Raw genomic sequence first — 22,509 nt, forward strand, 5'->3', positions numbered from 1 at the left:
CACAGCAAGAGCGCGGAAGCGCAACCACCACCTTCAGCGCCGCGATAATTCCGTCAGCAATCCGCGCAGCGGCTGAAAGTGAAACCGCACCTCATGGCGCCCTTCCGGAATCGCGACGGCCCGGAACATGACATTCGCGCGCAGAATCGGCGCTTCCACGCCGTCGAGGTTCGCGAACCACCACGGATGCCAGACGTCGTGCAAAACAAGCCAGCCTCCGCCCGGAGGCGCGTTGGCCTCGGCGACGATGCGATCGTTCTCGTAGGAGAGGATTTTCGCCGTCGCCGGCGGCGCATCTTTGCGCGTATGGCAGATCGGCGGCGTCTCCAGGAGCACCGTCTCGCGATAGTCCGCCTCCGGCCACTCGCCGCTCTTCATCATCGCCGCAAAATCGACGTGGATGGCGCAGGTTGCGAGTATGACGCGCGGCATGGCGCGGGGATTTTCGTAAATGTGAACGTCGCCGATGCGCGTGAGTTCGACGAAGTCGCCGGACTTGTAATTCTGGTCGATCTTTTCGATGGGCACGCCGGTCGCGATAAATCGCAGGCCGAGCATGTCCGACAGGACTGAGCGATAGGAAGGATAGAGCTTGGAAAACTGGCGCTGCTCGGGAAGCGCGAGATGGTCTCCGGCGCCGGTTACGTCTTCGAAGAGCCGCAGCCGGATGGGATTGTAACCAAGATCATGATCGAAGCCATGAACGAGCGACGCGTTCGGCCAATGAAAATCGATCGCCGCAAGTTCGACGCGGTCGCGACGATCCGGCCCCGCCGTCTCCTTGAGCTTGCCGCGCAGATAGGCGATCACCGGATCCTTGCCGTCGACCCGCAAGGCGTCGAACTGTTCAGGCGGCAAGGCCGTCGATTCATTTGGTCCATTGCCGATCGTAAGATCGACGCTCATCAACGTGGCGACCGCCGCAAGCAGATAGGGGCCGCGCAGCAGCCTGTCGCGAGTCGCGAGGATTAGCGCGACGGCGAGCGCGGCAAAAATCGCGCTTGTCGCGAGCGGCCAGGAGGCTTGGTTGAGATGGCCCTTCACGCCCGCGACGAGCAGCGCGGCCGCGAAGAGCGCGGCGAGAGCGCCGACAACCCAAGCCGTACGCGGCGTGGCCTCGCCCCGCTCAATGAGATTGAAGCCATATCCCGCGAGGATCGCGAGCGTCGCGCCGAGCAAGAATGTAGCGTCGGCCGGCCGGCGCCAAAGGTCGACGCCCGGCAGATGATAGAAGAAGGCGAAGGCCGGCGTGTAGCGGCCCAGGGCGTAGAGGGCGAAAAACAGCGCGGCGGCGGCGAAAAAGCGGATTTCCTTATTCGAAAGGAAGCGCCTGCCCAGCGCCGCGAGCAACGATACGAGCGTCAGTTCGCCCAAATAAACATTGGTCATGTTGCGCGCGAGGAAAAGGTCGCGCTCGCCGGCCGGGGGCCCCCAGAAGTTTTTGAGGGGTCCGTCCGTTCCGAACATATTGGCGGAGATCAGCGTCCAGAAGGAGCCCGGCGGCAGCGAGCCCTTGAATGCGCCGTCGAGATCGATCTCGGGTCGGTTTGAATGCGCGGCGAGCTCCAGCGTGAACGCGAGCGGCACGGCGATGATTGTCAACCCGACGAGCGCGCCCGCCGCGAGCGGCGTAACCGCGCCGAGTTTGGGCGATTCATCGGTAGCGACGCGATAGGCGGCATAAGCGGAAAGCATCAGCACGCCGAGGAACGCGACCTGGTCCCGTCCCAGCACCAGCAGTGCGGCGGCGGCGCCCGCCGCGGCGCCATAGAGGGCCGAGCGCCGATCAAGCCCCCGCGCCAGCAGCCACAGCGTGACCGGCAGCCAGGCGAGACTCATGATCTGCCCGACATGCTGGATTCGCCACGCCGCCGAGCCGCCAAAAGCAAACGCGAGCGCAGCCAGCAATCCTCCCGCGGCGCTCCAGCCGCGATCGCGAAAATAGGCGATGAGCGCAAGGCCGCCCAAGGCCAGCATGGCGAAGACGATCGCGTCGGCCATCACGAAGGACGGCTCGGGAACGAGCGCCGCCGCCAGCAGGAAAAACGGCGAGAAAATCAGCGATTGCGGATCGGCGATCTGCGGCATCCCCGCAAAGACGTGTGGCGTCCAGAACGGCGACTGGCCGCTGTGCAGGGCATGGGCGAGAAAGGCGAATTGCGGAAAAAAATGCGCTTTCGCGTCCCAGGGAATGGTGACCCGCCCGGAAAGCCAGGGAAAGGCGAGCGCCAGCGCGCAGACGAGGAAGAACGCCGCCGCGAGGGCGTAGGGCTGACCTTCCGGGCGGCCGGCGCTTCTACCGATTCGTTGCATGGCCACAGTTCTAGCGGCTCCAGGCCATGGCTCAAAGCCGCGCTTCAGGCGCCCGCCTGAGGCCGAAGCGCGCAGCGAGCGCGTCGATATCAACAGTCGGACGGCGCTTGTCATCCGATTCCAGCAGGAGGCGCAACCCCATGCCCCGAAGCATGTCGATAAAGGCGATGATATCGGGGTCGTCGGCCGTCCGGCCGAAGAGCGGCGCGAGCTGCTCGGCCACGCCTCGGGCGTGCGCGGCGAGCGTTGCGCGAATTTCCGATTGGTCGCTCGCCTGCGCCACGACGCTCAAGAAGAAGCGCATCCTGTTGCGCTCAAACATGAGCGCGCGCACCGCATCGACAGGATCGACGTCGCTTCCGACCGAACCGCGCTTAGGCTTATGCGCCTGCGCATGCGACGCTTCGAGCGTCGCGGCGAGCAAATCCGTCTTACGCGGAAAATAATAGGTCAAATGCGACTGCCGCAGTCCGGCCGCGGCGGCGACGCGGGTTTGGGTCAGCGCCGAGACGCCTTCCTTCCTGAGGATTTTGAGCGCAGCGTCCAGAATGCGCTGACGCGCGCCTTTTTCCACCATCGCCATTCGCGTTCATTCAACCTTCGCCGCGCCAGCGTCCTATCAAAAAAAACGCGCCGCGGAAACGCCTCTGGCGCTTGCGTCACATTCTATTGGTAATATACCAACCTAGCCGCCACGCTAACGTTGGAGAGGATTGATGAGACTATTTCTTATCGGGATGATCAGTGCAGCGGCGTGCCTGAGCGCGCGGGCCGACGAAGGATCCGAGGCGGCGCGCCGCCTGCTTTTCGAAACATTCGACAAGCCTGAAACGCGCCTTTTCGTGGATGCTGTCGTCGTCGAAGGCGACGTCGCCATCGCCGACTGGCGCCAGGGCGAACTCGGCGGCCGGGCGTTTCTGACGCGTAAGGGCGATGCGTGGAGCATCTCGCTTTGCGCCGGCGACGCCTTGAAAGACAGCGCCACGCTGGAAAAGCTCGGCGTTTCGAGAGCAAATGCTGAGGCGCTTTCAAAACGGCTCGCGGCCGAAGAGACGCGGCTCTCCCCCGACGTCGTCGAGCGTTTCTCCCGATTTGACGGCATGGCCGCCGTCGAGGCGGATGGGAGCCATTCGCCGCTCGATCCCCATCACAAGCCCATTCCCTGACTGTCGCGCACTGTTGCGCCGGAGCAACAGCAACCGAAAATACGCCCGTCAGGCCAGCCGAAGCGTTGCCCCACGTAATTTGGTATATTACCAACATTCTGGTTCGGGCTCTGGACGCCCCTCCCTTCACGCCTTCGGCGAGACGCAGCCACGAGGATCCGAGACAGATGGCGGCCCTTGCGAGAATGCCTCGCTCGATGATTTTGCGGCGCATCGGGGCCCTTTGCATCGCGCTGCTTGTCGTGTTCGCGGCGGTTTCATCCGCCGCGCCGGCGCATGCCGCGCGTCCCGGGACGACCGTGCACTGTCCGGACACTTCCCAACCTGCGCCGACGAAGCATCCTTGCGGCGGCGAGCAATGCTGCTCGCTCTGCGGTCACAGCCAGAAAGAGCTGGTTTTTCCCTTTTTCGCGTCCGTATCTGGCGCCATCGCCTATGCGCCGCCCCGCGCGGCGAGCCGCGCATTCTGCGCCATTCAGGCGCCGGCCAGAAAAACCGTCCATGCACGTTCGCGCGCCGCGCCGCGCGCGCCGCCCCGTTTCTCCTGATCGCGACAGTCTTCCCCTAACGATCGCGCGGCGAGAGGCCGCTCAGGAGAGATTCCATGTTCCGGACCGGCTTGCTGCGCGGCGCCTCCGCCGTCGCCCTCGTTCTTTCGCTCGCGGACTCGAGCGCCTTTGCGCAACAGAGTCTGCCGACCATCGACATTGGCAGCGCCAAGCCGCGCGTCGCCGGACGCGGCGGCGGTCGCGCGCCGTCTACGGCGACAGCGCCAGCCGCCCCCGCCACATGGACGCAAACCGGCGGCGGCGGCTCGCTCACAGTGCCTTCAGTCCCGCAGCAGCGCCGCGAACTCGAGCGCAGCGTCGGCTCGGTCGCCTTCGTCGACGCCAATACGCCCGAGATTCAAACCCGCTACGTTCACGACCTGCGCGACGCGCTCAAGGACGTCCCGGGCGTCTATGTCGAAAGCCGCTATGGGCAGGAACTGCGTCTTTCGATCCGCGGCTCGAATCTGACGCGCGATTTCCATCTGCGTGGACTGGAGCTGCTTCAGGACGGCATTCCGATGAACTACGCCGACGGCGGCGGCGATATGTATCAGATCGATCCCAAATATTTTCGCGCGATCGAAGTTATGAAAGGCGGCAACGCCCTCGCCTATGGCTCCTCGACGCTCGGCGGCGCCATCAATTTCATCTCGCCCACAGCCTACACGGCGCTCGCGCCGAACATGGCGTCGCTCGAGGGCGGCAGTTACGGAACGGTGCGCGGGCAAGCGCAGATGTCGCGCATCATCGGCAATTTCGATTTTCTCATCAACGGCACGTTCACCCATGCCGACAACTACAGAAAACATTCGACGACGGACTACACGCAGCTCAACGGCAATCTCGGCTATCGCTTCTCCAACGATCTCGAAACGCGGTTCTATTTCGGCGTCTATGACACGTGGCAATTGCTGCCAGGACAACTCAACGAATTTGACGCGCGCAACAATCCGCGACTGTCGCTGCCGCCGTTTCCGCCGGGTTTCGGACCGGACGGCTTTGGCGCCAATCAGGCGCGCAACGTCAAGAACTGGCGCATTTCGAACAAGACCACGATCCTGAGCGAGTTCGGCCGCATCGACCTCAACAGCTGGTACACGCACAATTATCTCTATCATCCGATTTTCGTGGTCATCGAACAGGACGGCGGGACCTGGGGATTCACGCCGCGCCTCACCTCGAATTTCCTCGTTGACGGCCACCCCAACGAGCTCATCCTCGGCGGCCGCGTCTGGGGCGGATCGTCGAGCGATAATTGGGCCGACAATTACAATGGCATGCGGCTCAATCCCTATGGCGGAATCCCCGCGAACTTCGCCAATGCGCAGTTTTCCTTTCCGCCCTATTCGTTCAACGGACTCGCTCAATTTGGCGCGGCGAATTCATGCTTCGGTTTCTGCGGCCTGTTCATCAATCCCGGATTGGATCCGCGTCTGCGCAACAATCGCGCGACGGCGCTCAATCTCGAAGCCTATTTCGAGGATCGCCTGCACATCACGCCGCAGCTCATCTTCATGTTCGGCGCCAAGCTTTTCGCCGATACGCGGCGCTATGCGGTTCTCGGCGGCATTCCATTCGAGCCTGTTCCCGGCGTATCGGACCAAGTCTACCGCGGCATCGTGCCCAAGGTCGGTCTGATGTACGAACCCACGCCGGACATTCAGTTCTTCGCCGACATGACCGGAAGCCGCGACGTGCCGGACTTCATCGACCTGACGCAAGGCGTGTTTCCGCCGCCGCGCGATGGCACCAAATTTACGCCGCTCGCCGCGCAGAAAGCCTGGACCGGGGAACTCGGCGCGCGCGGCAGATGGGACCGCTACACCTGGGACGTGACCTTCTACCATTCGGAACTGCAGGACGAGCTGCTGAAATTCACCACCAATCCCGGCCTCGGCATTCCGGCGACGACCTTCAACGCGAAACGCACCATGCACCAGGGCGTGGAATTCGCTGCGAGCGCCGAACTCCTGCGCGATATTTTCGCGCCGGATGCGGGCGACGCGCTGAAGCTGTCGCAGGTGTGGACCTGGAACGATTTCCGCTTCGTCGGCGATCGCGACTTCGGCGACAATACGCTGGCCGGCATTCCGCGCCACGTCTTGCGCACCACGCTGTCCTATTGGCGGCCCGACGGCCTCTATCTCGCGCCGCAGATGGATTGGGTTCCGGGAGGCGCTTACGTCGACTACGCCAATACGCTGCAGGCGCCCGGCTATGTCTTGCTGGGCGTCCAGGCGGGCATGAAGCTGCCCTACGGGCTCTCGTTCTTTGTCGAGGCGCGCAATCTGACCAATCGCCACTACATCAGCGACGTGACCACGATCGTCGACGCCCGCGGTCTCGATCCGCGGGTCTTCTATCCGGGCACGGGGCGGGTGATCTACGGAGGCTTGCGCCTCGCCTTCTAGCTCGGCGACGTTTGGGCGATCGGCGCGGCGAGCCATATATAGGGCTGGCGCGCCGGCCGCCTTCGCCGGTCCGATCAGGGCGCAATGCTTGTCGATTGACGCGACGCCGGAAAATCTCGCCGCCACACGGACAAGCGCGCCGATGCTGCGCGTCGAGGGTCTGCAAAAATCCTATCCGACGCCGCAGGGCCGCATTCCCGTGCTGCGCGGCGTGGACTTCACGCTCGCCGTGGGCGCCAGTCTCGCGCTGACCGGCGAATCCGGCAGCGGCAAGAGCACGCTCCTGCATCTTGTCGGCGCGCTCGACGACGCCGACTCGGGCAACGTCGTTCTCGATGGCGTCGCGCTGACGCGGCTCACGGAAAACGCGCGGGCCGCCATCCGGCGCGAAAGGATCGGCGTCGTCTTTCAGCAATTCAATCTGATCCCGAGCCTGACCGTCGGCGAAAATCTGGGCTTCCAGGCGCGGCTTGCCGGGCGCTACGATCCGGCGTGGCAGGAAGAGCTCACCGCGCGTCTAGGCCTTGTGACGCTGGCCGCCCGCTATCCTGAGGAGCTATCCGGCGGACAGCAGCAGCGCGTCGCCATCGGCCGCGCCCTCGCCGTACGCCCCAGGCTACTGCTCGCGGATGAACCGACCGGCAATCTCGACGAAGCGACCGGTGACGCCGTCATGGCGCTGGCGCTCGACCTCGTCGCCGCGACCGGCTGCGCCTTTCTGATGGCGACGCACAGCGAACGCCTTGCGGCGCGGCTGCAACGACGCGTGCGGCTGGAATCCGGTCTGCTGGCGGCGCAATGAAACGAATTCCGACCGATCCGTTCGCTTGGACCGTCTCATTCCCGGCAGGCCGAAAGCCTCGCCGGGAATCCAGAGCCAATCCAAAAACGCTGGTCTTGCTCTGGATTCCCGATCGCGCGCTTTGCGCGCGCGTCGGGAATGACATCCGAGCCGTTCGAACGGATGTCGTATGAGAGAGACGCTCTGGACGCTCGCCGCGCTTATCAGCCACTGGCGCCGACGGCAGGGGAATCTCGCGACGCTCGTGCTCGGCCTCGCCATCGCCACGGCGCTGTGGAGCGGCGTGCAGGCGCTCAACGCCCAGGCGCGCAACAGCTACGACGCCGCGGCGAACGCGATTTCGGGCGGCGGCGCCAGAACGCTCGTCGCCGCGCGCGGCGGCCTGTTTGACCAGGAGCTCTTCGTAAGGCTGCGGCGCGCCGGCGTCACCGTGTCACCCGTTTTGGAAGGCGCCGTCCGAATTGGCGAAAAGAATATTCGGATCATCGGCGTCGAACCGCTGTCGCTGCCGCGCCGCTCGCCGATCGCCGACAGGCGGACGCGATCGGATGTGATCGAAGAATTCTTTTCCGGGCCCGGCCGTAGCTTTGTCGCGCCGCAGACGTTGCGCCGACTCGATCTCGCCGAGGGCGCGCAGCCGCAAACCGAGCGCGGTCAGCAGCTCCCGCCGCTTGCGGCGCTCGCCGAAGCGCCGCCCGGCGCAATCATCGTCGACATCGGCGTCGCGCAACGCCTGCTCGATCGACCCGGAAAGCTCTCGCGACTCGTTATCCTCGATGAGGAGACGTTCGACGAGGCGCGGCTTAAGCCGATCGCCGGCGATGCGCTGCGGCTGGTCGCGCCGGATGATGATAGCGATCTCGCCCGCCTGACCGACAGTTTTCACCTCAATCTCACCGCCTTCGGCTTTCTTGCGTTCCTCGTCGGACTGTTCATCGTGCACGCCGCTTACGGCCTCGCGTTCGAACAACGGCTGCCGACCTTGCGCACTTTACGCGCGCTTGGCGTTGGTCCCCCTCATCTCATCGCGGCGATGGCATTCGAAATCGGCGCCCTGACGCTCATCGCGGGAGGCGCGGGCGTCCTCGGCGGTCACGCCATCGCGCAGGCGCTTCTGCCGGATGTCGCAAAAAGTCTCGAGAGCCTCTACGGCGCGCAAATCTCCGATCGCCTTGCGCTCGATGCGCGCTGGTGGCTCTCCGGCCTTGCGATGGCGGGCGCCGGCGCGGCGCTTGCGGCGGCGAGCGGCTTGACGAAAGCATTGCGGCTGCCGGCGCTGTCCTTCGCGCGTCCCATGGCCTGGCGCGGCGCGCATCACCGCTATTTGCGACGGCAGGCGACGCTCGCGGCGCTTGCTCTTGTCACGGCGGCCGGCGCATACGGCTTTGGCGAAGGACTTGCGTCAGGCTTCGCGATCATCGGCTTGGCGCTTCTTGCCGCCGCTCTCATTCTGCCGGTCGGGCTCACCGGAGTCCTGGCGCTCGGCGAGCGTTTCGCGCGCCGCCCGCTCGCCCGCTGGTTCTTCGCCGACGGACGCCAGGAAATTTCCGGTCTTTCGCTTGCGCTGATGGCGCTGCTGATTGCGCTTGCGACCAATATCGGCGTCGGCGGCATGGTCGAGGGCTTTCGCCAGACGTTCGATCGCTGGCTCGACGCGCGCCTCGTCGCCGAGGTCTATTTCGAAGCGGCGACGCCCGCCGATGCGCGCGACATCGAGGCGTGGGCGCGCACGCAGCCCGACATCGCCGCGATCCTTCCTGTCTGGCGCGCGAAGACGCGCATCGGCGGTTGGCCCGTCGACGTCGTCGGCATGACGCCTCACGAAACCTATACGGCGCATTTTCCCTTGATCGACGCCCCGACGGATGTGTGGACGGCCTTGCACGCGCAGGACGCCGTTCTCGTCAGCGAGCAGTTGGCGCGCCGCCTCAGTCTCGCTATCGGCGAGACTCTCGACATTCCGACGTCGGGGCGAGACTGGCCCGCGCGCATCGTCGGCGTCTTTCCTGATTACGGCAATCCGAAAGGCCAGCTGCGCATCGATCACGAAAAGCTGAAGCGCTATTTTGACGACGCCTCCGGCGTGCAATACAGCCTACGTGTCGATCCCGCCGCCACAAAGCGCGTCATCGAAAACATGCAGCAGCGCTTTGGCGGAAAAATCGCGCGCATCGTCGATCAAGCCGAAGTCAAGACTCTCTCGACGGACATCTTCGAGCGCACATTCGCCGTCACGACGGCGTTGAACACGCTGACGCTGATCGTGTCCGGCGTCGCGCTTTTCGCCAGCCTGCTGACGCTCAGCGACATGCGGCGCGCCCGCATCGCGCCAATTTGGGCGTTAGGCGCGACGCGGCGCAAGCTGGCGGCCCTGGAAATGGCGCGGGTCATGGCGTTCGCCGCCGGCGCCGCGGCTTTCGCGATCCCGCTTGGACTGTTCATGACCTGGTGCCTTGTCGCGATCGTCAATGTCGCCGCCTTCGGATGGCGGCTGCCATTCCATATGTTTCCGGCGCAATGGCTTGTGGTTTCCTGCATCGCGTTCGGCGCCGCGTTCTTTGCGGCGCTCATCCCCGTCGTTCGGCTCGCACGCGTCTCGCCGACCGAACTGCTCAGGGTCTTCTCGAATGAACGCTAGATCCCCGAACAGTTCCCCGGAACGGAGCTCGACAATTTCGAGGCGATCGGCGCTTCTTCTCGCGCTGTCGTCGAGCGGCGCGTTGGCGCAGGGCTTCGGCGGACTTGGCGCGACGGCGCCCGGCTTCGCGATTCCCCGGGCCGGAACGCAGCTCGCTTTTCCAAGAGACCACGGCGCGCATCCCGATTTTCGTACCGAATGGTGGTACGTCACCGCAAATCTTAAAGGCGATGACGGCGCCGCCTATGGCGTGCAATGGACGCTCTTTCGCTTTGCGCTGCAGCCGAACGCGGCGCGGGCCGGCTGGGATGATCGCAACATATGGATGGGCCATGCGGCGGCGACGAGCGCGAGCGAACATCTCTTCGCACAAAAATTCGCGCGCGGGGGAATTGGCCAGGCGGGCGTCGAGGCGGCGCCCTTTCGCGCTTTCATCGACGACTGGGTTTTGGAAACGCGCGACGATTCCGTGGACGCCGGAATCGAGCGGCTGCGCGTTGCCGCGAGCGACAAGAGTTTCGCCTATGCGCTCGACCTTACAGCGACGGGGCCGGTCGTTTTGCAAGGCGAAGGCGGCTACAGCCGCAAGTCCGAGGCTGGACAGGCCTCCTATTATTACAGCCAGCCGTTCTTTCGGGCGGAAGGCTCGTTGTCGATGAGCGGACGCAAAATCCAGGTCTCTGGACGCGCCTGGATGGATCGCGAATGGTCGAGTCAGCCGCTCGGCGCTGATCAAAAAGGCTGGGACTGGTTTTCGCTGCATCTTGAGGGCGGCGCCAGACTGATGCTGTATCGCATGCGCAGCGTCGAGGCGGCGCCGTTTCTCTTTGGGAATTGGATCGACGCCGATGGCGCAACATCCATACTCGCGCGCGAAGACATCGTCCTCGAGCCTTTGGAGACGACGCGTATCGCCGATCGCGACGTGCCGATCCGCTGGCGCGTGAAGATTAAAAGCCGCGACGTTGACATTGAGACGCGGCCGCTCAATCCAAAAAGCTGGATGGGAACCGATTTCGCCTATTGGGAAGGTCCGATCCGCTTTACGGGTTCGCACAGCGGCGAGGGCTATCTCGAAATGACGGGCTATTGAGCCCCCGTGGCCGTACGAAAAAAGTTCAAAAGAGCGCCTCGCGTATCCCGAAGCTTTTTCAAATGTACGGCGGCGAGCTCCGACAGCCGCCGGTCGCCTGCCCGTGTGATGACGACCAGCGATCTACGACGGTCGGTCGGGTCGGTCTTTCGCCTGACAAGCTTGGCCTGCGCCAGGCGCGACACCAGCTCCGCCGCGCTGTGATCGCGGATCATCAGCTGCTCGGCGAGTTCGCCGACGCTGATGTGTTTCGCGTCGCGAAAGGTGCGCACCACCAGAAGCGCTTGATACCATTGCACGGTCACGCCATGGTCGGCGGCGACCTGTTCGCTGAAGGCCAAAAACCTTCGCAAGTCGGAGCGAAATTGCGCGAGCGCGACCAGGTCGTCTTCACTTGGCGACTTGCGCGCAGTCCCCTGTGTCTGTTCGCAGAGATTCAAATGAAACCTCTTACTTCCCGAGTCGTTCTCGCGCTGTGCGACTCATTTGGAGTAATGAAACAATGCGCGCGCCGCGCCGGCGGGTCAATTCTTGATGGCGTCAGAGCGGCCTATAATTGCGCGATGAAGTCATCAATCTTTGCAAAAAAAACATTGGGATCAGACTCTCCTCTGCTCAGGCGCGCGAGCGCCGCGCGACGACGCGGCGACTGCGGCGTCGAATAGTCGCGCACCGCTTGCAGCCATCCAAGTCCGTCGAGCGGATCGACATAATCGATCGCGTCGCCGCCGACTTCGCGGAAGGCCTCGATGTCAGAGGCGATGACCGGCGTTCCCGCCGCAAGCGCTTCTGCGACGGGCAGACCGAAGCCTTCGGCAAAGGAAGGCATGAGCAGCGCACGCGCGCCGGCAAGCAGGCTGCGCAGTCCCGGCGTGGAAAGTCCGCCCGCCTCAATGACGTGAGGACGCAAGGCGGCGCTGCGTTCCAGCATTTCGATCACGGCGGCGCTGAGCCAGCCGCGCTTGCCGACAATGACGAGCTTCGGCGGAGCCGTATCTCGCGCCAATGCGCGCCATACGTTCAGCAGCGTCAAAAGATTCTTGCGCGGTTCGATCGTGCCGCAAACAACAAAATAATTGACGCCGTCAAGCGCCGCCGGCGGCTCGGCGCGCGACGAGAAGACCGGCGATACGGGCAGGCGGGCGACGCAGATCGGCAGTTCCGGCCTTCCGCATTCGGCGGCGAATTGACGAAGGCGCCCGGCGACGGCTTGCGATCCGACGACAACGCCTGCGCCATAGCGGCAGACATTGCTCATGCGTCTGGGATGCAGCATCGCTTCTCTCGCGCGAAAGAACTCCGGCACCTCGATTGGAAGGAGGTCATGAACAAAGAAAACAGGCTTCACATCCGGCCGCGCCGTCAGCCAGCGTAGATACCAGCTTCGATCAATTAGAAATTGCGTGACGTTGAAATAGATCGCGCCACGCGGCGCCTCGCCCGTTGGCCTTCCAAGATAAGGCGCCCAGCGCCGCATCGCCTGCCAGTTTCGCTCAAGGAAAGAGAGATTCGGCGATCTTCTGACGCGAGTCATCGAAGCCCGAGCGGAGCCGTTGGATAGAAGCGCCGCGACGACGGCGCGATAGACCTCATCCTCCCCGGCGTCGCCATCTTCGCGCCAGAAACTTTCGACGCCTTCGATCGTCTCCAGCGCGCTGTCGGGATCGGCGAGGCGCGGGCCAATCGCCGTACAGATGAGCGCACCACGCTCGCCTGCGCTGCGGGCAAGAAAATGCCTTGCGAGAGCGAAATCGACGCGATCGATGCCATTTGGCGCCGCATTCAGCGCGCGTGTCACGATCCTCGTGACGTCATAGATGACGGTGCTGCGCGCCGCGTCAGTCGCCGTCGACGTCAGTTGCGGCACTTCGTCTCGTCCAAACGACATCGCCAAATCTCGATCGCGTCATTGGCTTCTCGAACAGCGCGTTCCGTTTCTCTTTCGAGACACTCCCGATAGCGAAAAACCATTTTCGTAAAGAGCTGCATTTCTTCATCACAAGCGGCCATCGCGAGTGCGGCGGCGGATGTCTCGATGCAGCTGGGGCGCGCCGGCGGCGCGCAATAGGTGAAGCCTCGAATCGCTTGCGCGGCGAGCGGCTGCGCATACGTCAGGAAAGCAGCCGCCGTCGCGAGCGCGGCGCTGCACATGCTCATCCCGGAGAACCGCATCGACCCCACTCCGGCTCTAGGCGCCGCGGCTAGCGAACCAACGCACCGCATCGGCGACTGCATCGGCTGGCGGCCGCGTTTTATAGCCGAGCGTGCGGCGCGCCTTGGAGTCGTCGAAGAACATGCGCTTCCCCGAAAGCCGCAAGCTCTCCCGATTGAGAAACGGCTCCGAGCCGGCGAAGCGCGCGACGATTTCATTGGCGTAGGCGAGCGGCATGAGCGGCCAGCGCGGCAATTTCGCCCAAGGCGGCGGCCGCCCGGTGATCCGCGATATTTCAACGAGCAGGTCGCGCAAGGTCAGATTCTCGCCTCCAAGAATATAGCGCTCGCCGATCCCGCCGACTTTCATCGCGGCGATGTGGCCCGCGGCGACATCCTCCACATGAACGATGTTGAGTCCGGTATCGACGTAGGCCGGCATGCCGCCGCGCATCGCCTCGCAGACGATCCTGCCGGTTGGCGTCGGCCGCACGTCGCCGGAGCCGAGCGGCGCAGAGGGGCACACGATGACGGCAGGCAGTCCTTCATCTCGGATCATGCCTTCGACCAACCGCTCAGAAAGGATTTTGCTGAGCTTGTACGCGCCGATCGCCCGTTCTGGAATCAACCGGTTGAATTCTGTGCAGGGCGCCGAATCGGGATCAAGCGTCGCGACGCTGCTCGTATGCACGACGCGCTGCACGCCGGCCCGCAGCGCCTCGCGCATGACGATCTCCGTCCCGCTCACATTGACGCGCATCACCGGTTCTGGATCGGGAGCCCAAAGGCGATAGTTCGCTGCAAGGTGAAAGAGAGCCGAGACGCCGGTCATGGCGCGCCGGACGCTCTCGCGATCAGTGACGTCGCCTTCGACGATCTCGCAATCCGGCGGCACATTGCCGCGCGAACTCGATCCGCGCAAAAGCGCGCGTACGCAGAATCCTTCCGCCAGCAAACCTCTCGCGACAGCGCCGCCGATGAAACCGCTTGCGCCCGTGACAAGTACCGTTCCGCGAGAAACCATGCTCCTTCCCTGCCCCAGCGCCAGCGCCCTTAAAGGGCCCAGACTCCTTCGCCTCTCTTTGCTGATGAAATCGACAGAGAATGCCGCTTCACGGAAAATGGGCGGCGACCCCGTGAGGTCTAGATCGGGCCGTGCGCTCGTGTCAGCGGCCGTCAGTTCGCGGCAGGCTCAATCAGACTTTGATCATCTACTTCCAATATGGATGGCTCGTGCGCCGCCAAGGCCGGTGGGAGCGATTCCATAATCTCGCGCTCCTCGCGCTGCATCCGCGCAAGGTCCTTCTGTATGACGACGACGAAGCCAAGGAAGGTCAACCCGGACAGGCCGCCGATCACGAGATCCAGGACTGCGAATCCATAAGCCTGCGCCGTCGTCGCGCTGGAACCGAGCCAAGCTGCAAAAAGCGCCCAGGACGCGATGAGAAGTCGAAACTCCGTCGCGCCCATGCCGCCGTAAGACAACCGATGCACCCGCTCCGTGACGACCCTCAGATAGGTGTAGGAACTCATCAGAAGATAGAGCGAGAGCACCAGCAGCGATGAGCCGAGCGTGAAATAAGGCGACACGCCGAGACCGACAACGATCAGAGTCTGAGCGATGAGATCGGACGAATGGTCGATGAAATAGCCATAATGCGGCCGTTCGATCGAACGATGCCGCGCAAGCGTGCCATCGAGAGAATCGCCGAACCAGTTGAGAAACAGGCCTCCAACGACCAGAACGAGAAATCCATTGGACCAGTGACAGCCGATGAATCCGAGAAGGGTCAGTCCCGCGCCGAACAACCCGATCGCTGTTAGATGATCCGGGGTCGCCCAGTCGGGCAAACGCCGCACCAAGGCCAACAGCACAGCGCGCTCCTTGAGCGCGAGAAAACTTTGGTTGATGCGCTGATTGGCCACGAGAACCCCTCAAAAGCGTTCAACAAGTCAGCGTCTGCGCAATTTCCGATGACGCTCAAGCGAACAACCGATCATATCCCAGCCTTATTACGGACGAAACAGGCAAAACGATGACATATTGAGAACTTAACCGGCATTAACCCAAATTCAGAAGCTGGAATGCGCCCGCACTTTCGGTCTCGAATGCGTAGCAAGCTTTATGCCCCTCAGTACAAATATCGACTGACGGCGACGCCCTGAATTGCCGGCTGCCCAACCGTACCGACGAGCTGCATAAGCTTGCTGATGTCGGAAAACGGGGCGTTGCTGACGTAAAGAATGTCTTTGTCGCGAATGGCGAAGCGGCGCGCCGCAAACAACGCCGCGGGTTCGCGAAGATTGAGATGATAGGCGACCGGCACCAGCCCCAGCGCAAGCAGATGCGGCGAGACCTGCGGATATTCGCGCGCGAGACTTGCCGGCTCGTAGCGCAGAATGAAAACCCCATCGGGGTCGGCGCGTGAATCGGTCAGGCCGCCGGACCTGCCGATCGCCTCTTCGAGCGTGATTCCGCGCGCATCGAATGGAACGACTGCGTTGGCCCCGGTCGCCCCCATGACGGTAAACGTCTGCGGCGTGCGCTCGACGGTCAAAATGTCGCCCGCGCGCAAATAGATGTCTTCGCGAGGATTGACGAGCAGCGCCTGAATGGGCGCCCGCGCCGTGCGGTTGCCGCGCGTCAAGGTCACGAAAGTTTCGTGGACTGGCGAGCGATAGCCGCCGGCCGCGGCGATGACGTCCATGATGCGATCGCCGCCGAGCGTCAGCGGAACGCGCGAACCATTGGAGACTTCGCCGGTGACCGTGACGGCGTTGGTGATGTTGCGAGTCACATTGACCACGACCTGCGGTTCAATCGCCTTGCCGCGAAGCCGCTCAATGATGGCTGACTCGACTTCCCGCTGATTGCGGCCGGCGACCTGGATGCGGCCTGCGTAGGGCACGGTGACCGAACCGTCGCGCCCGACCATCTGGTCCGGAATCGCGGCGGATCGAGATCCAGGGCTCATCCGATCCGACACGGACGACGAGAACAATCCGCCGGAAGCGGCCTCCCAAACCGTGATTTGAACCGAGTCGCCGATTCCGATCGCTTGGGCGGCGGCAGGCCGGTAATCGCCAAAGTAGCCCCGCAATGTCGGCGGCGCACGGCGGGCGAGCACGCCCAGCGAATTTCCGTCGATCTCGACAAGCGCGAAGCTCGGCTCCGGCGTCGCCAACGTCGGCGCCATACTCTCTACAATGTCCTTACGCGATGGACCTGCCGCCGGAAAAATCGAGCATCCCGCCAGCTGCAATCCGAGAGCGAGCGCAAGGCAGAGCCGCAGCGGGGGAAGGGCAATCGTCAAAGTCGCTCCAATATATGCGCCCGCCGGCGCGAATTATTGAACACAGAGGAAGAGCCCTCCCAGAGACGCCGGGAGCTTGTGCGGGCCAACGCAATATGCCGGCTATATGGCGGAAATACCACCAGTTTTGTCAATGATCGTAAAAATTTTACCAATATGTGTGGATGGTTAACCGACCCGCCAGAATCGCCGCTTTTCAATCAGTTTCGTCTAACGTTCTCAGCGAGAGCGCGCGCACGCGGGCATCCGGGAGACGCTCGAAATCGGGCGGGCTGTGGCGCTGGCCTTCGGCGCCATGAAATACGAAAATGCCGCCGCGCGTCACGATCAGATCGTTATAACGCAGGGTGGGATCGTCAAGCGCCGCTAAGAGCGGATCCAACGAGGTCGGCGCGCCAGCGCGCGTTGACCGCCTCACGCGCAGCTCGGATTCCGCACGCGCCGCGAAGGCTTCATAGCGTTGCCGCGCCGCTTCGACTTTCAGACGCCAGCTCGTATAGGCTGCGGGCGCGTCTCTCGCTTCAAGCGCTGAAAGAGAAGGGGAGGCCGAGCGTGCGCTGGCGCTAGCCCCAACGGCTCCCAGCAGAACTCCAATGACTGTCATCGTCAGGAAAGCGGCGCGCATGAAGGTAAATGCGCCCGCTTGAAGAAAGTTCCAGCGATTATTCGTCGCTGCTTTGCGCCGCGGAGGCGGCCGCGATCCGGCGTCCGTCCTTGAAGAGCTTGCCGAACAGCCCGAGGACCGCCACCAGCGCCAGCCCGATCACCGCGACGTCGATCGCCGGCAGGGGATCGTGCTGACTTGCGGGAACGCCGAGCGCGATCGCGGCGAAAGGCCAGAAGGCCAGAAGTATGCGGAACTCCGTCACGCCCAGACCAATGTACGCCATCTGCTGAACGTGGCGCGTCGCGGCGCGAATGTAGCCATAGGAGGAGAATAGCAGGTAGCAGACGAGCACCGCCGCAGCAGCGCGCAGCGTCAGAAACGGCGAAAATCCGTAGGCGATGATGAGCAGTATGTGCGAGAAGAGCTCAGATACGTGATGCGACATGCCGGCGCCCGGCAGTTCGCCGCCGCGCAGCCGCGCAAGCGGAAGATCCGTCGTCAGGCCGAACCAGTTGATGAACATCGCCGGCGGCACGAGCCATACCAACTCGGGCCAAGAGCGGCAGCCGACCAGCGCCGCCGCCGCGAGCGCCGCGCCGCCCGCGCCGATCATCGACAGATGCGCAGGCGCGATCCAGCGCGGCGCGGCCCGCGCCATGCTTTGGACCAGGCGTTGTTCCGTGGCGTAGAGGAAGCTCTGCCCGCGCCCGGGCGAACCGCCAAATAGCCGATTGGCCACCTCGCCGAAATTCATGACGCGCATGCCTCTGCTGCTATGGGGTCGGAAAAACGGCGCCCCAGCCGTAGACAATCTCAAGCGTTGAAATCTACGCGCTTGCGGCGCTGCTGCAAGTCGCCGATGATCTCCGGCCCTGGCGCCGCATTTAACCTATCTCAGGGAATTCCTTCAAAACTTTGGCGAAGCTCGCAGCGAGCTGATCCGGAGACCTTTATGTCGGAAAAGATCATCATTTCGAGGGATGCCGGGGTGCTGCGCCTGCTGCTGAACCGCCCCGAAAAAAAGAACGCGCTGAACCGCGACATGTATCGCGCATTGATCGCCGCTCTTGATGGCGCGGCCCGAGACGAGACGGTGCATGCCGTCGTCTTCGCCGGCGCGGGCGGCAATTTCACGGCGGGCAATGATCTCGCCGACTTTCGCGATTTTGCTCCTGGCCGAGATATTGAGCCTGGCGCAGAAACATTTCCGGCTTTGACCTTCGTTCGCGCGGCGGCGGCCTTCGAGAAGCCGCTCGTCGCCGCCGTGACCGGGGACGCCGTCGGCGTGGGGACCACCCTGCTCTTCCACTGCGACCTCGTCTACGCCAGCCCAGAGGCGCGTTTCAAAATGCCGTTCATCGATCTGGCGCTGCCGCCGGAGGGCGGCGCCAGCCTGCTGGTCCCGCTGCGGTTCGGGATGGCCAAGGCGTCCCAATATCTGCTGCTGGGCGAGAGTTTCGACGGCGCGGAAGCCTTCCGTCTCGGTCTCGTCAACGCTCTCGCCTCCCCGGAAGACGTCCACGACCTAGCGATGGAAGCCGCACGCCGCCTAGCGGCGAAACCCCGTGAGGCGCTTCGCGCGGCGCGGCGGCTGATGCGCGGCGAGCCGAAGAACATACTGGCGCGCATCGACGCGGAAGCCACGCTTTTCGCCAAGGCGCTGACGTCGCCAGAAGCGCGCGAGCGCTTCGCCGCCTTTTTCGCTTCGAAGTCGCGTTAGCCTTCAGCGCGGCGCGACCTGCGCCGCTTGCGTTGCGAACGCGCTTCTCCCAAATAATAGGGCGGACATACGCGCCCGCGCCGCCAAGGGCGGGCGCTCACATGGGCTGATGGGAAAATTATGCGCGATCCTTACGACGTTCTCGGCGTGCCCAAATCGGCGAGTCACGCCGAAATCAAGAAGGCCTATCGCCAGCTCGCCAAGAAATTCCACCCTGACCGCAATAAGGACGACACGAAAGCCAAGGAGCGATTCACGGAAATCAACTCCGCCTATGAAATCGTCGGCGACGAGAAGAAGAAGGCGCAGTTCGACAAAGGCGAGATCGGTCCGGACGGGAAACCCCGCTTCACCGGCTTCGAGGGCTTCGGCGCGGGCGCGGGCGCTGGCCCCGGCGGCTTCACCCGCGGCTGGCGAACGGGCGGCGCGCCTGGCGGCGGGGCGCCCGGCGGGGATCAGCATTTCGAGTTTCATTTCGGCAATGAGGCGCCCGGCGGCGGCGGGCGCGCGGGCTTCGACCCTTCCGACCTCTTCGCCGATCTCTTCGGCGCCGGCGGACGCCGTCGCGCCGGCCCTCAGCCTACCCGAGGCGACGATGTCGTCGCCACCGCCACCGTGCCGCTCGAAACCGTCGCTCACGGCGGCTCGGCCCGCGTCATCCTGCCCAGCGGCCGCACGCTGGAAGTCAAAATTCCGGCGGGAATCGAAGACGGCAAGCAGATTCGTTTGCGCGGCCAGGGCCAGCCCGGCTCCATGGGGGGCGAACCCGGCGACGCGCTGATCACCGTGAAGGTCGCGCCCCATCCGCACTTCAAGCTGGATGGCCGCGATTTGCGGCTGGAGCTGCCGGTCACTGTTTATGAAGCCGCGCTCGGCGGACGGGTCGAGACCCCGACGCTGGACGGCAAGGTGGAGCTAAGCATCCCTCCGCACTCCAACAGCGGGCGCGTGCTGCGGCTGCGCGGCAAGGGGCTTCCGGCGAGCGACGGCAAAATAGCCGGCGACCTCTATGTCTCGCTGAGGATCATGCTGCCGGAAACGGCGTCGAGCGATCTCGACGCGCGGATGCGGGAATGGCGCGACGCGCAGCCCTATGATCCGCGCGCCAAGATGTCTTGAGGTCCTGGACTATTTAACCTCGACTGGCGTCGTCGCGACCGCGGCGGCGGCCGCTTCCGCAGCGGCCTGCATCGCTTCGGGCGCCAGGGCGCCCACGAGCACGAAGGCGAAGCCGCCAGCCCGCCATTCGATGACCGAAACGCCCTGACCGCGCTGGCCCGCCGGCGCGGCGAGGGCCTCCGCCCGCTCGAAATAAAGACCCACCCGCCCACCGTCGTCGCGCTCATAGACGAGAAACGCCGCCGGCGCCGCGACGCCGGGCGCGACGCGTCCGCCAAGCAGCCGCAATCCAACGCCGCTCAAATCCGGCGCGCGGGAAAACCCGACGCGCTCCTGAAGCCACGCGAGAAGTTCGCCGCGCCGACTGGCCTCGACCTCGACGGGTCGCGGGTCAAGAATGTAAGTCGCGTAGGTCAAGCCTGCCCGAGCGGCATAGCTCGTGGCGGCGATGGCGCGCGTCGTCGGGCTCTGCGCCGGGGGACGGCTTGCCAGAAACAGCAACGCCGCCGCGGCGACGGCCGCGCCGGCGATGAGCGTCAACAGCGTCGACGCGAGCGCCTGCCGCCGCCGGCTGGCGCGGATTTCGTCGAGCTTGCGCGTCGGACGCGGCGCCGCGCCGGGTCGCCCCCAATGGATGGCGCCGGTTTCGATCGGCCCCTGACCGGCGGGCGGGGCCGGCGGGCGCGCCGCCGCCTCCCGCAGCGACAAAGGCGGCGTCTCGAGCGCCACCGGCTCGAAAGCGGCGCGCAGCGCCGCGTTCTGGCGCCGCCAGCCTTCAACGAGCGCGGCGTCCTCGGGATGCTGCAGGAGATGGTCTTCGACCTTGCGCCGCCGCTCGGGGTCGAGTTCGCCATCGACGAGGGCGTGCAAATCGGCTTCTTCGATCAGGGCCGAGGGCGTCATCGGCGCTACTTCACGACCCGCAGATGCGAAGCGGCGCGGCGGCCGCCCTCCGACGACGCGACAGGCCGCAAACCCTCGGCGCCGAGCGTCGCGCGGGCGCGCATCAGACGCGCCAGCGCCGTTTCCCGGCTCGCGCCGACGATGCGCGCGGAGGCGTCATAGCCGAAGCCCTCGAGCGAAACGAGCAGCAGCATGGCGCGCTCGTCGAAGCAAAGACTTGCAAGCCCATGCACGACCGGCGGGTGGCGCGACGCTGGACCTGGCGCATTTGCGAGCTTTTTCTGAGCCAGCGCGACAAGCGCCGCATAGGCTTCGATTCGCGCTTCGGCGAGATCGGCGGGGCGCAGCTCGCGCGCCCGGATCCGCGCGCCGACCGACTGCAGCGCGCTTTGCACGAGATCGTCGGCGATGGCGGGGCCTGCGCCGGCGCAGAGCGCGCGCGCATAGCGTCTCAGGGCCGGAGTCGCTCCGCCCAGATCCGCTATGATGTCGGCTCTTCTGCCCATGCGGCCCGCTCCGCTCGGTCTTCTCGCCAGTCTGCGAAGCCAATGACGTTTCCTATCGGATGATAGGGCATCGCCGCGCAATTGGCTATGCTTGGCCGCTCTGGCGCGTGCGATTTCACATCCGCCGCCGCCTGTGGCGCGAGGGTTTCCTTTGCGCCCAAACCACGCTAAACGGCGCGAGCCGCCGAGCCCTTCTTTGCCCAGGATATAGACACGCATGACACAGCAAGCCGCGCCTGCCGCCCTTTTCGCCGGATTGCTCAAGGGCAAGAAGGGGCTCATCCTGGGCGTCGCCAATAATCGCTCGATCGCCTGGGGCATCGCCAAGGCCTGCGCCGACGCCGGCGCCGATCTGGCGCTCACCTATCAGATCGAAGCGCTGGAAAAGCGCGTGCGGCCGCTGGCGGCGGACATTGGCGCGACCGTCATCGGGCGCTGCGACGTCGCCGAGCCGGAGACGATGGACGCGGTCTTCGCCGAGATCGAGAAGCTCTGGGGCCGGCTCGATTTCGTCGTGCATTGCCTCGCCTATTCCGACAAGGACCAGCTCGACGGGCGCTATGTCGAGACGACGCTGGAAAACTTCCAGATGTCGCTGAACATCTCCTGCTACTCCTTCACCGCGATCGCGCAGCGCGCCGAGAAGCTGATGACGGACGGCGGCTCGCTCTTAACGCTCACCTATTACGGCGCCGAAAAATGGATGCCGCATTACAATGTGATGGGCGTGGCGAAGGCGGCGCTGGAGGCCTCGGTGCGCTATCTCGCCGCCGATCTCGGCGTCAAGAACATCCGCGTCAATGCGATTTCGGCCGGGCCGATTAAGACCATGGCGGCCTCGGGCATCGGCGACTTCCGCTATATCCTGCGCTGGAACGAATATAATTCGCCGCTGCGCCGCGTCGTGACGATCGAGGAAGTCGGCGAGACGGCGGTCTATCTGCTGTCGCCGATGGCGCGCGGCGTTTCCGGCGAAGTGCTGCATGTCGACGCCGGCTATCATGTCGTGGGCATGATGAACCCATCAGCCGCGCCGAAAATGGCGGATTTGCTGGCGCTGCTGCCGCAGCAGAAGTAGGCGGCTTGCCGCGTGATGCCCACGCTCGTCGCGGGCGTCTGCATCCGGGCGCGTTTCTACAGCTGAGTTTTATCAAATCCGTTTGAACGGCTCGGATGTCATTCCCGACGCGCGAAGCGCGATCGGGAATCCAGAGC

The 22,509-nt window shown here is 64.4% G+C and carries 21 protein-coding genes; 9 read left to right on the forward strand and 12 right to left on the reverse strand.

Annotation, left to right across the window (positions count from 1 at the left end; genetic code table 11):
- Nucleotides 1–33: 33 nt before the first annotated feature.
- Nucleotides 34–2,313 carry a membrane protein gene (locus ACPS74_RS08420; RefSeq protein ID WP_029649599.1) on the reverse strand — a complete coding sequence of 760 codons (2,280 nt, stop codon included), beginning with the start codon at nt 2,311–2,313 and terminating at the stop codon, nt 34–36.
- Nucleotides 2,314–2,344: 31 nt separating this feature from the next.
- The gene (locus ACPS74_RS08425) at nt 2,345–2,896 is read right to left on the reverse strand and encodes a TetR/AcrR family transcriptional regulator (protein ID WP_029649596.1); all 552 of its coding nucleotides are present in this window, start codon (nt 2,894–2,896) and stop codon (nt 2,345–2,347) included.
- A 133-nt stretch (nt 2,897–3,029) separates the two neighbouring features.
- Here ACPS74_RS08425 and ACPS74_RS08430 point away from each other — a divergent pair, with 133 nt between their 5' ends.
- The 6 genes from ACPS74_RS08430 to ACPS74_RS08455 all read left to right on the forward strand — a co-directional run bounded on the left by ACPS74_RS08430 (nt 3,030) and on the right by ACPS74_RS08455 (nt 10,974).
- Nucleotides 3,030–3,479 (forward strand): copper uptake system-associated protein, encoded by a 450-nt coding sequence (locus ACPS74_RS08430; RefSeq protein WP_029649594.1) that lies wholly within the window; start codon nt 3,030–3,032, stop codon nt 3,477–3,479.
- Between the two features lie 185 nt (nt 3,480–3,664).
- A complete protein-coding gene (locus ACPS74_RS08435; protein ID WP_244471414.1) occupies nt 3,665–4,027 on the forward strand; it encodes a hypothetical protein in 363 nt (120 codons plus the stop codon).
- A 56-nt stretch (nt 4,028–4,083) separates the two neighbouring features.
- On the forward strand, nt 4,084–6,441 hold the full coding sequence (locus ACPS74_RS08440; protein ID WP_029649590.1) for a TonB-dependent receptor family protein: 2,358 nt from the start codon (nt 4,084–4,086) through the stop codon (nt 6,439–6,441).
- An 88-nt stretch (nt 6,442–6,529) separates the two neighbouring features.
- A complete protein-coding gene (locus ACPS74_RS08445) occupies nt 6,530–7,243 on the forward strand; it encodes an ABC transporter ATP-binding protein (protein WP_370646261.1) in 714 nt (237 codons plus the stop codon).
- 169 nt (nt 7,244–7,412) lie between these two features.
- Nucleotides 7,413–9,881 (forward strand): ABC transporter permease, encoded by a 2,469-nt coding sequence (locus ACPS74_RS08450; RefSeq protein WP_029649586.1) that lies wholly within the window; start codon nt 7,413–7,415, stop codon nt 9,879–9,881.
- Nucleotides 9,871–10,974, forward strand: a complete 1,104-nt coding sequence (locus ACPS74_RS08455) for a lipocalin-like domain-containing protein (RefSeq protein ID WP_051381735.1) — start codon at nt 9,871–9,873, stop codon at nt 10,972–10,974. Before ACPS74_RS08450 ends, ACPS74_RS08455 begins: the two co-directional genes overlap by 11 nt.
- Here the strand turns inward: ACPS74_RS08455 and ACPS74_RS08460 are convergent.
- The 8 genes from ACPS74_RS08460 to ACPS74_RS08495 all read right to left on the reverse strand — a co-directional run bounded on the left by ACPS74_RS08460 (nt 10,968) and on the right by ACPS74_RS08495 (nt 17,809).
- On the reverse strand, nt 10,968–11,315 hold the full coding sequence (locus tag ACPS74_RS08460; protein WP_244471412.1) for a MarR family winged helix-turn-helix transcriptional regulator: 348 nt from the start codon (nt 11,313–11,315) through the stop codon (nt 10,968–10,970). The genes ACPS74_RS08455 and ACPS74_RS08460 overlap by 7 nt on opposite strands.
- Before the next feature lie 209 nt (nt 11,316–11,524).
- Nucleotides 11,525–12,862 carry a glycosyltransferase family 4 protein gene (locus ACPS74_RS08465; RefSeq protein ID WP_051381734.1) on the reverse strand — a complete coding sequence of 446 codons (1,338 nt, stop codon included), beginning with the start codon at nt 12,860–12,862 and terminating at the stop codon, nt 11,525–11,527.
- A complete protein-coding gene (locus ACPS74_RS08470; protein WP_239753787.1) occupies nt 12,829–13,146 on the reverse strand; it encodes a hypothetical protein in 318 nt (105 codons plus the stop codon). Before ACPS74_RS08470 ends, ACPS74_RS08465 begins: the two co-directional genes overlap by 34 nt.
- 16 nt (nt 13,147–13,162) lie before the next feature.
- Nucleotides 13,163–14,149 (reverse strand): hopanoid-associated sugar epimerase, encoded by a 987-nt coding sequence (gene hpnA / locus ACPS74_RS08475; RefSeq protein WP_029649574.1) that lies wholly within the window; start codon nt 14,147–14,149, stop codon nt 13,163–13,165.
- Nucleotides 14,150–14,301: 152 nt separating this feature from the next.
- Nucleotides 14,302–15,051, reverse strand: a complete 750-nt coding sequence (locus tag ACPS74_RS08480; RefSeq protein ID WP_029649573.1) for a CDP-alcohol phosphatidyltransferase family protein — start codon at nt 15,049–15,051, stop codon at nt 14,302–14,304.
- Nucleotides 15,052–15,257: 206 nt separating this feature from the next.
- On the reverse strand, nt 15,258–16,439 hold the full coding sequence (locus ACPS74_RS08485; RefSeq protein WP_347372242.1) for a polysaccharide biosynthesis/export family protein: 1,182 nt from the start codon (nt 16,437–16,439) through the stop codon (nt 15,258–15,260).
- 196 nt (nt 16,440–16,635) lie between these two features.
- Nucleotides 16,636–17,064, reverse strand: a complete 429-nt coding sequence (locus tag ACPS74_RS08490; protein ID WP_029649569.1) for a hypothetical protein — start codon at nt 17,062–17,064, stop codon at nt 16,636–16,638.
- Between the two features lie 37 nt (nt 17,065–17,101).
- The gene (locus ACPS74_RS08495) at nt 17,102–17,809 is read right to left on the reverse strand and encodes a hypothetical protein (RefSeq protein WP_029649567.1); all 708 of its coding nucleotides are present in this window, start codon (nt 17,807–17,809) and stop codon (nt 17,102–17,104) included.
- Nucleotides 17,810–17,998: 189 nt separating this feature from the next.
- Between ACPS74_RS08495 and ACPS74_RS08500 the strand changes: the two genes are divergently transcribed.
- Both ACPS74_RS08500 and ACPS74_RS08505 read left to right on the forward strand, forming a co-directional pair.
- Nucleotides 17,999–18,766, forward strand: coding sequence for an enoyl-CoA hydratase-related protein (locus tag ACPS74_RS08500; RefSeq protein WP_029649565.1), 768 nt, complete (start codon nt 17,999–18,001; stop codon nt 18,764–18,766).
- Between the two features lie 120 nt (nt 18,767–18,886).
- Nucleotides 18,887–19,885 (forward strand): DnaJ C-terminal domain-containing protein, encoded by a 999-nt coding sequence (locus ACPS74_RS08505; RefSeq protein WP_029649563.1) that lies wholly within the window; start codon nt 18,887–18,889, stop codon nt 19,883–19,885.
- Between the two features lie 9 nt (nt 19,886–19,894).
- On the opposite strand, the gene ACPS74_RS08510 is transcribed toward ACPS74_RS08505, so the two are convergent.
- Both ACPS74_RS08510 and ACPS74_RS08515 read right to left on the reverse strand, forming a co-directional pair.
- Nucleotides 19,895–20,788, reverse strand: a complete 894-nt coding sequence (locus ACPS74_RS08510; protein ID WP_239753783.1) for an anti-sigma factor family protein — start codon at nt 20,786–20,788, stop codon at nt 19,895–19,897.
- Between the two features lie 5 nt (nt 20,789–20,793).
- Nucleotides 20,794–21,294 (reverse strand): DNA-directed RNA polymerase sigma-70 factor, encoded by a 501-nt coding sequence (locus ACPS74_RS08515; RefSeq protein ID WP_029652029.1) that lies wholly within the window; start codon nt 21,292–21,294, stop codon nt 20,794–20,796.
- A 217-nt stretch (nt 21,295–21,511) separates the two neighbouring features.
- On the opposite strand from ACPS74_RS08515, the gene fabI reads away from it, so the two are divergent.
- The gene (gene fabI, locus ACPS74_RS08520) at nt 21,512–22,372 is read left to right on the forward strand and encodes an enoyl-ACP reductase FabI (RefSeq protein ID WP_018406062.1); all 861 of its coding nucleotides are present in this window, start codon (nt 21,512–21,514) and stop codon (nt 22,370–22,372) included.
- The last annotated feature ends 137 nt before the right edge of the window (nt 22,373–22,509 follow it).

The organism is Methylocystis sp. SB2 (genome assembly GCF_049817085.1).
Lineage (GTDB): Bacteria > Pseudomonadota > Alphaproteobacteria > Rhizobiales > Beijerinckiaceae > Methylocystis > Methylocystis rosea.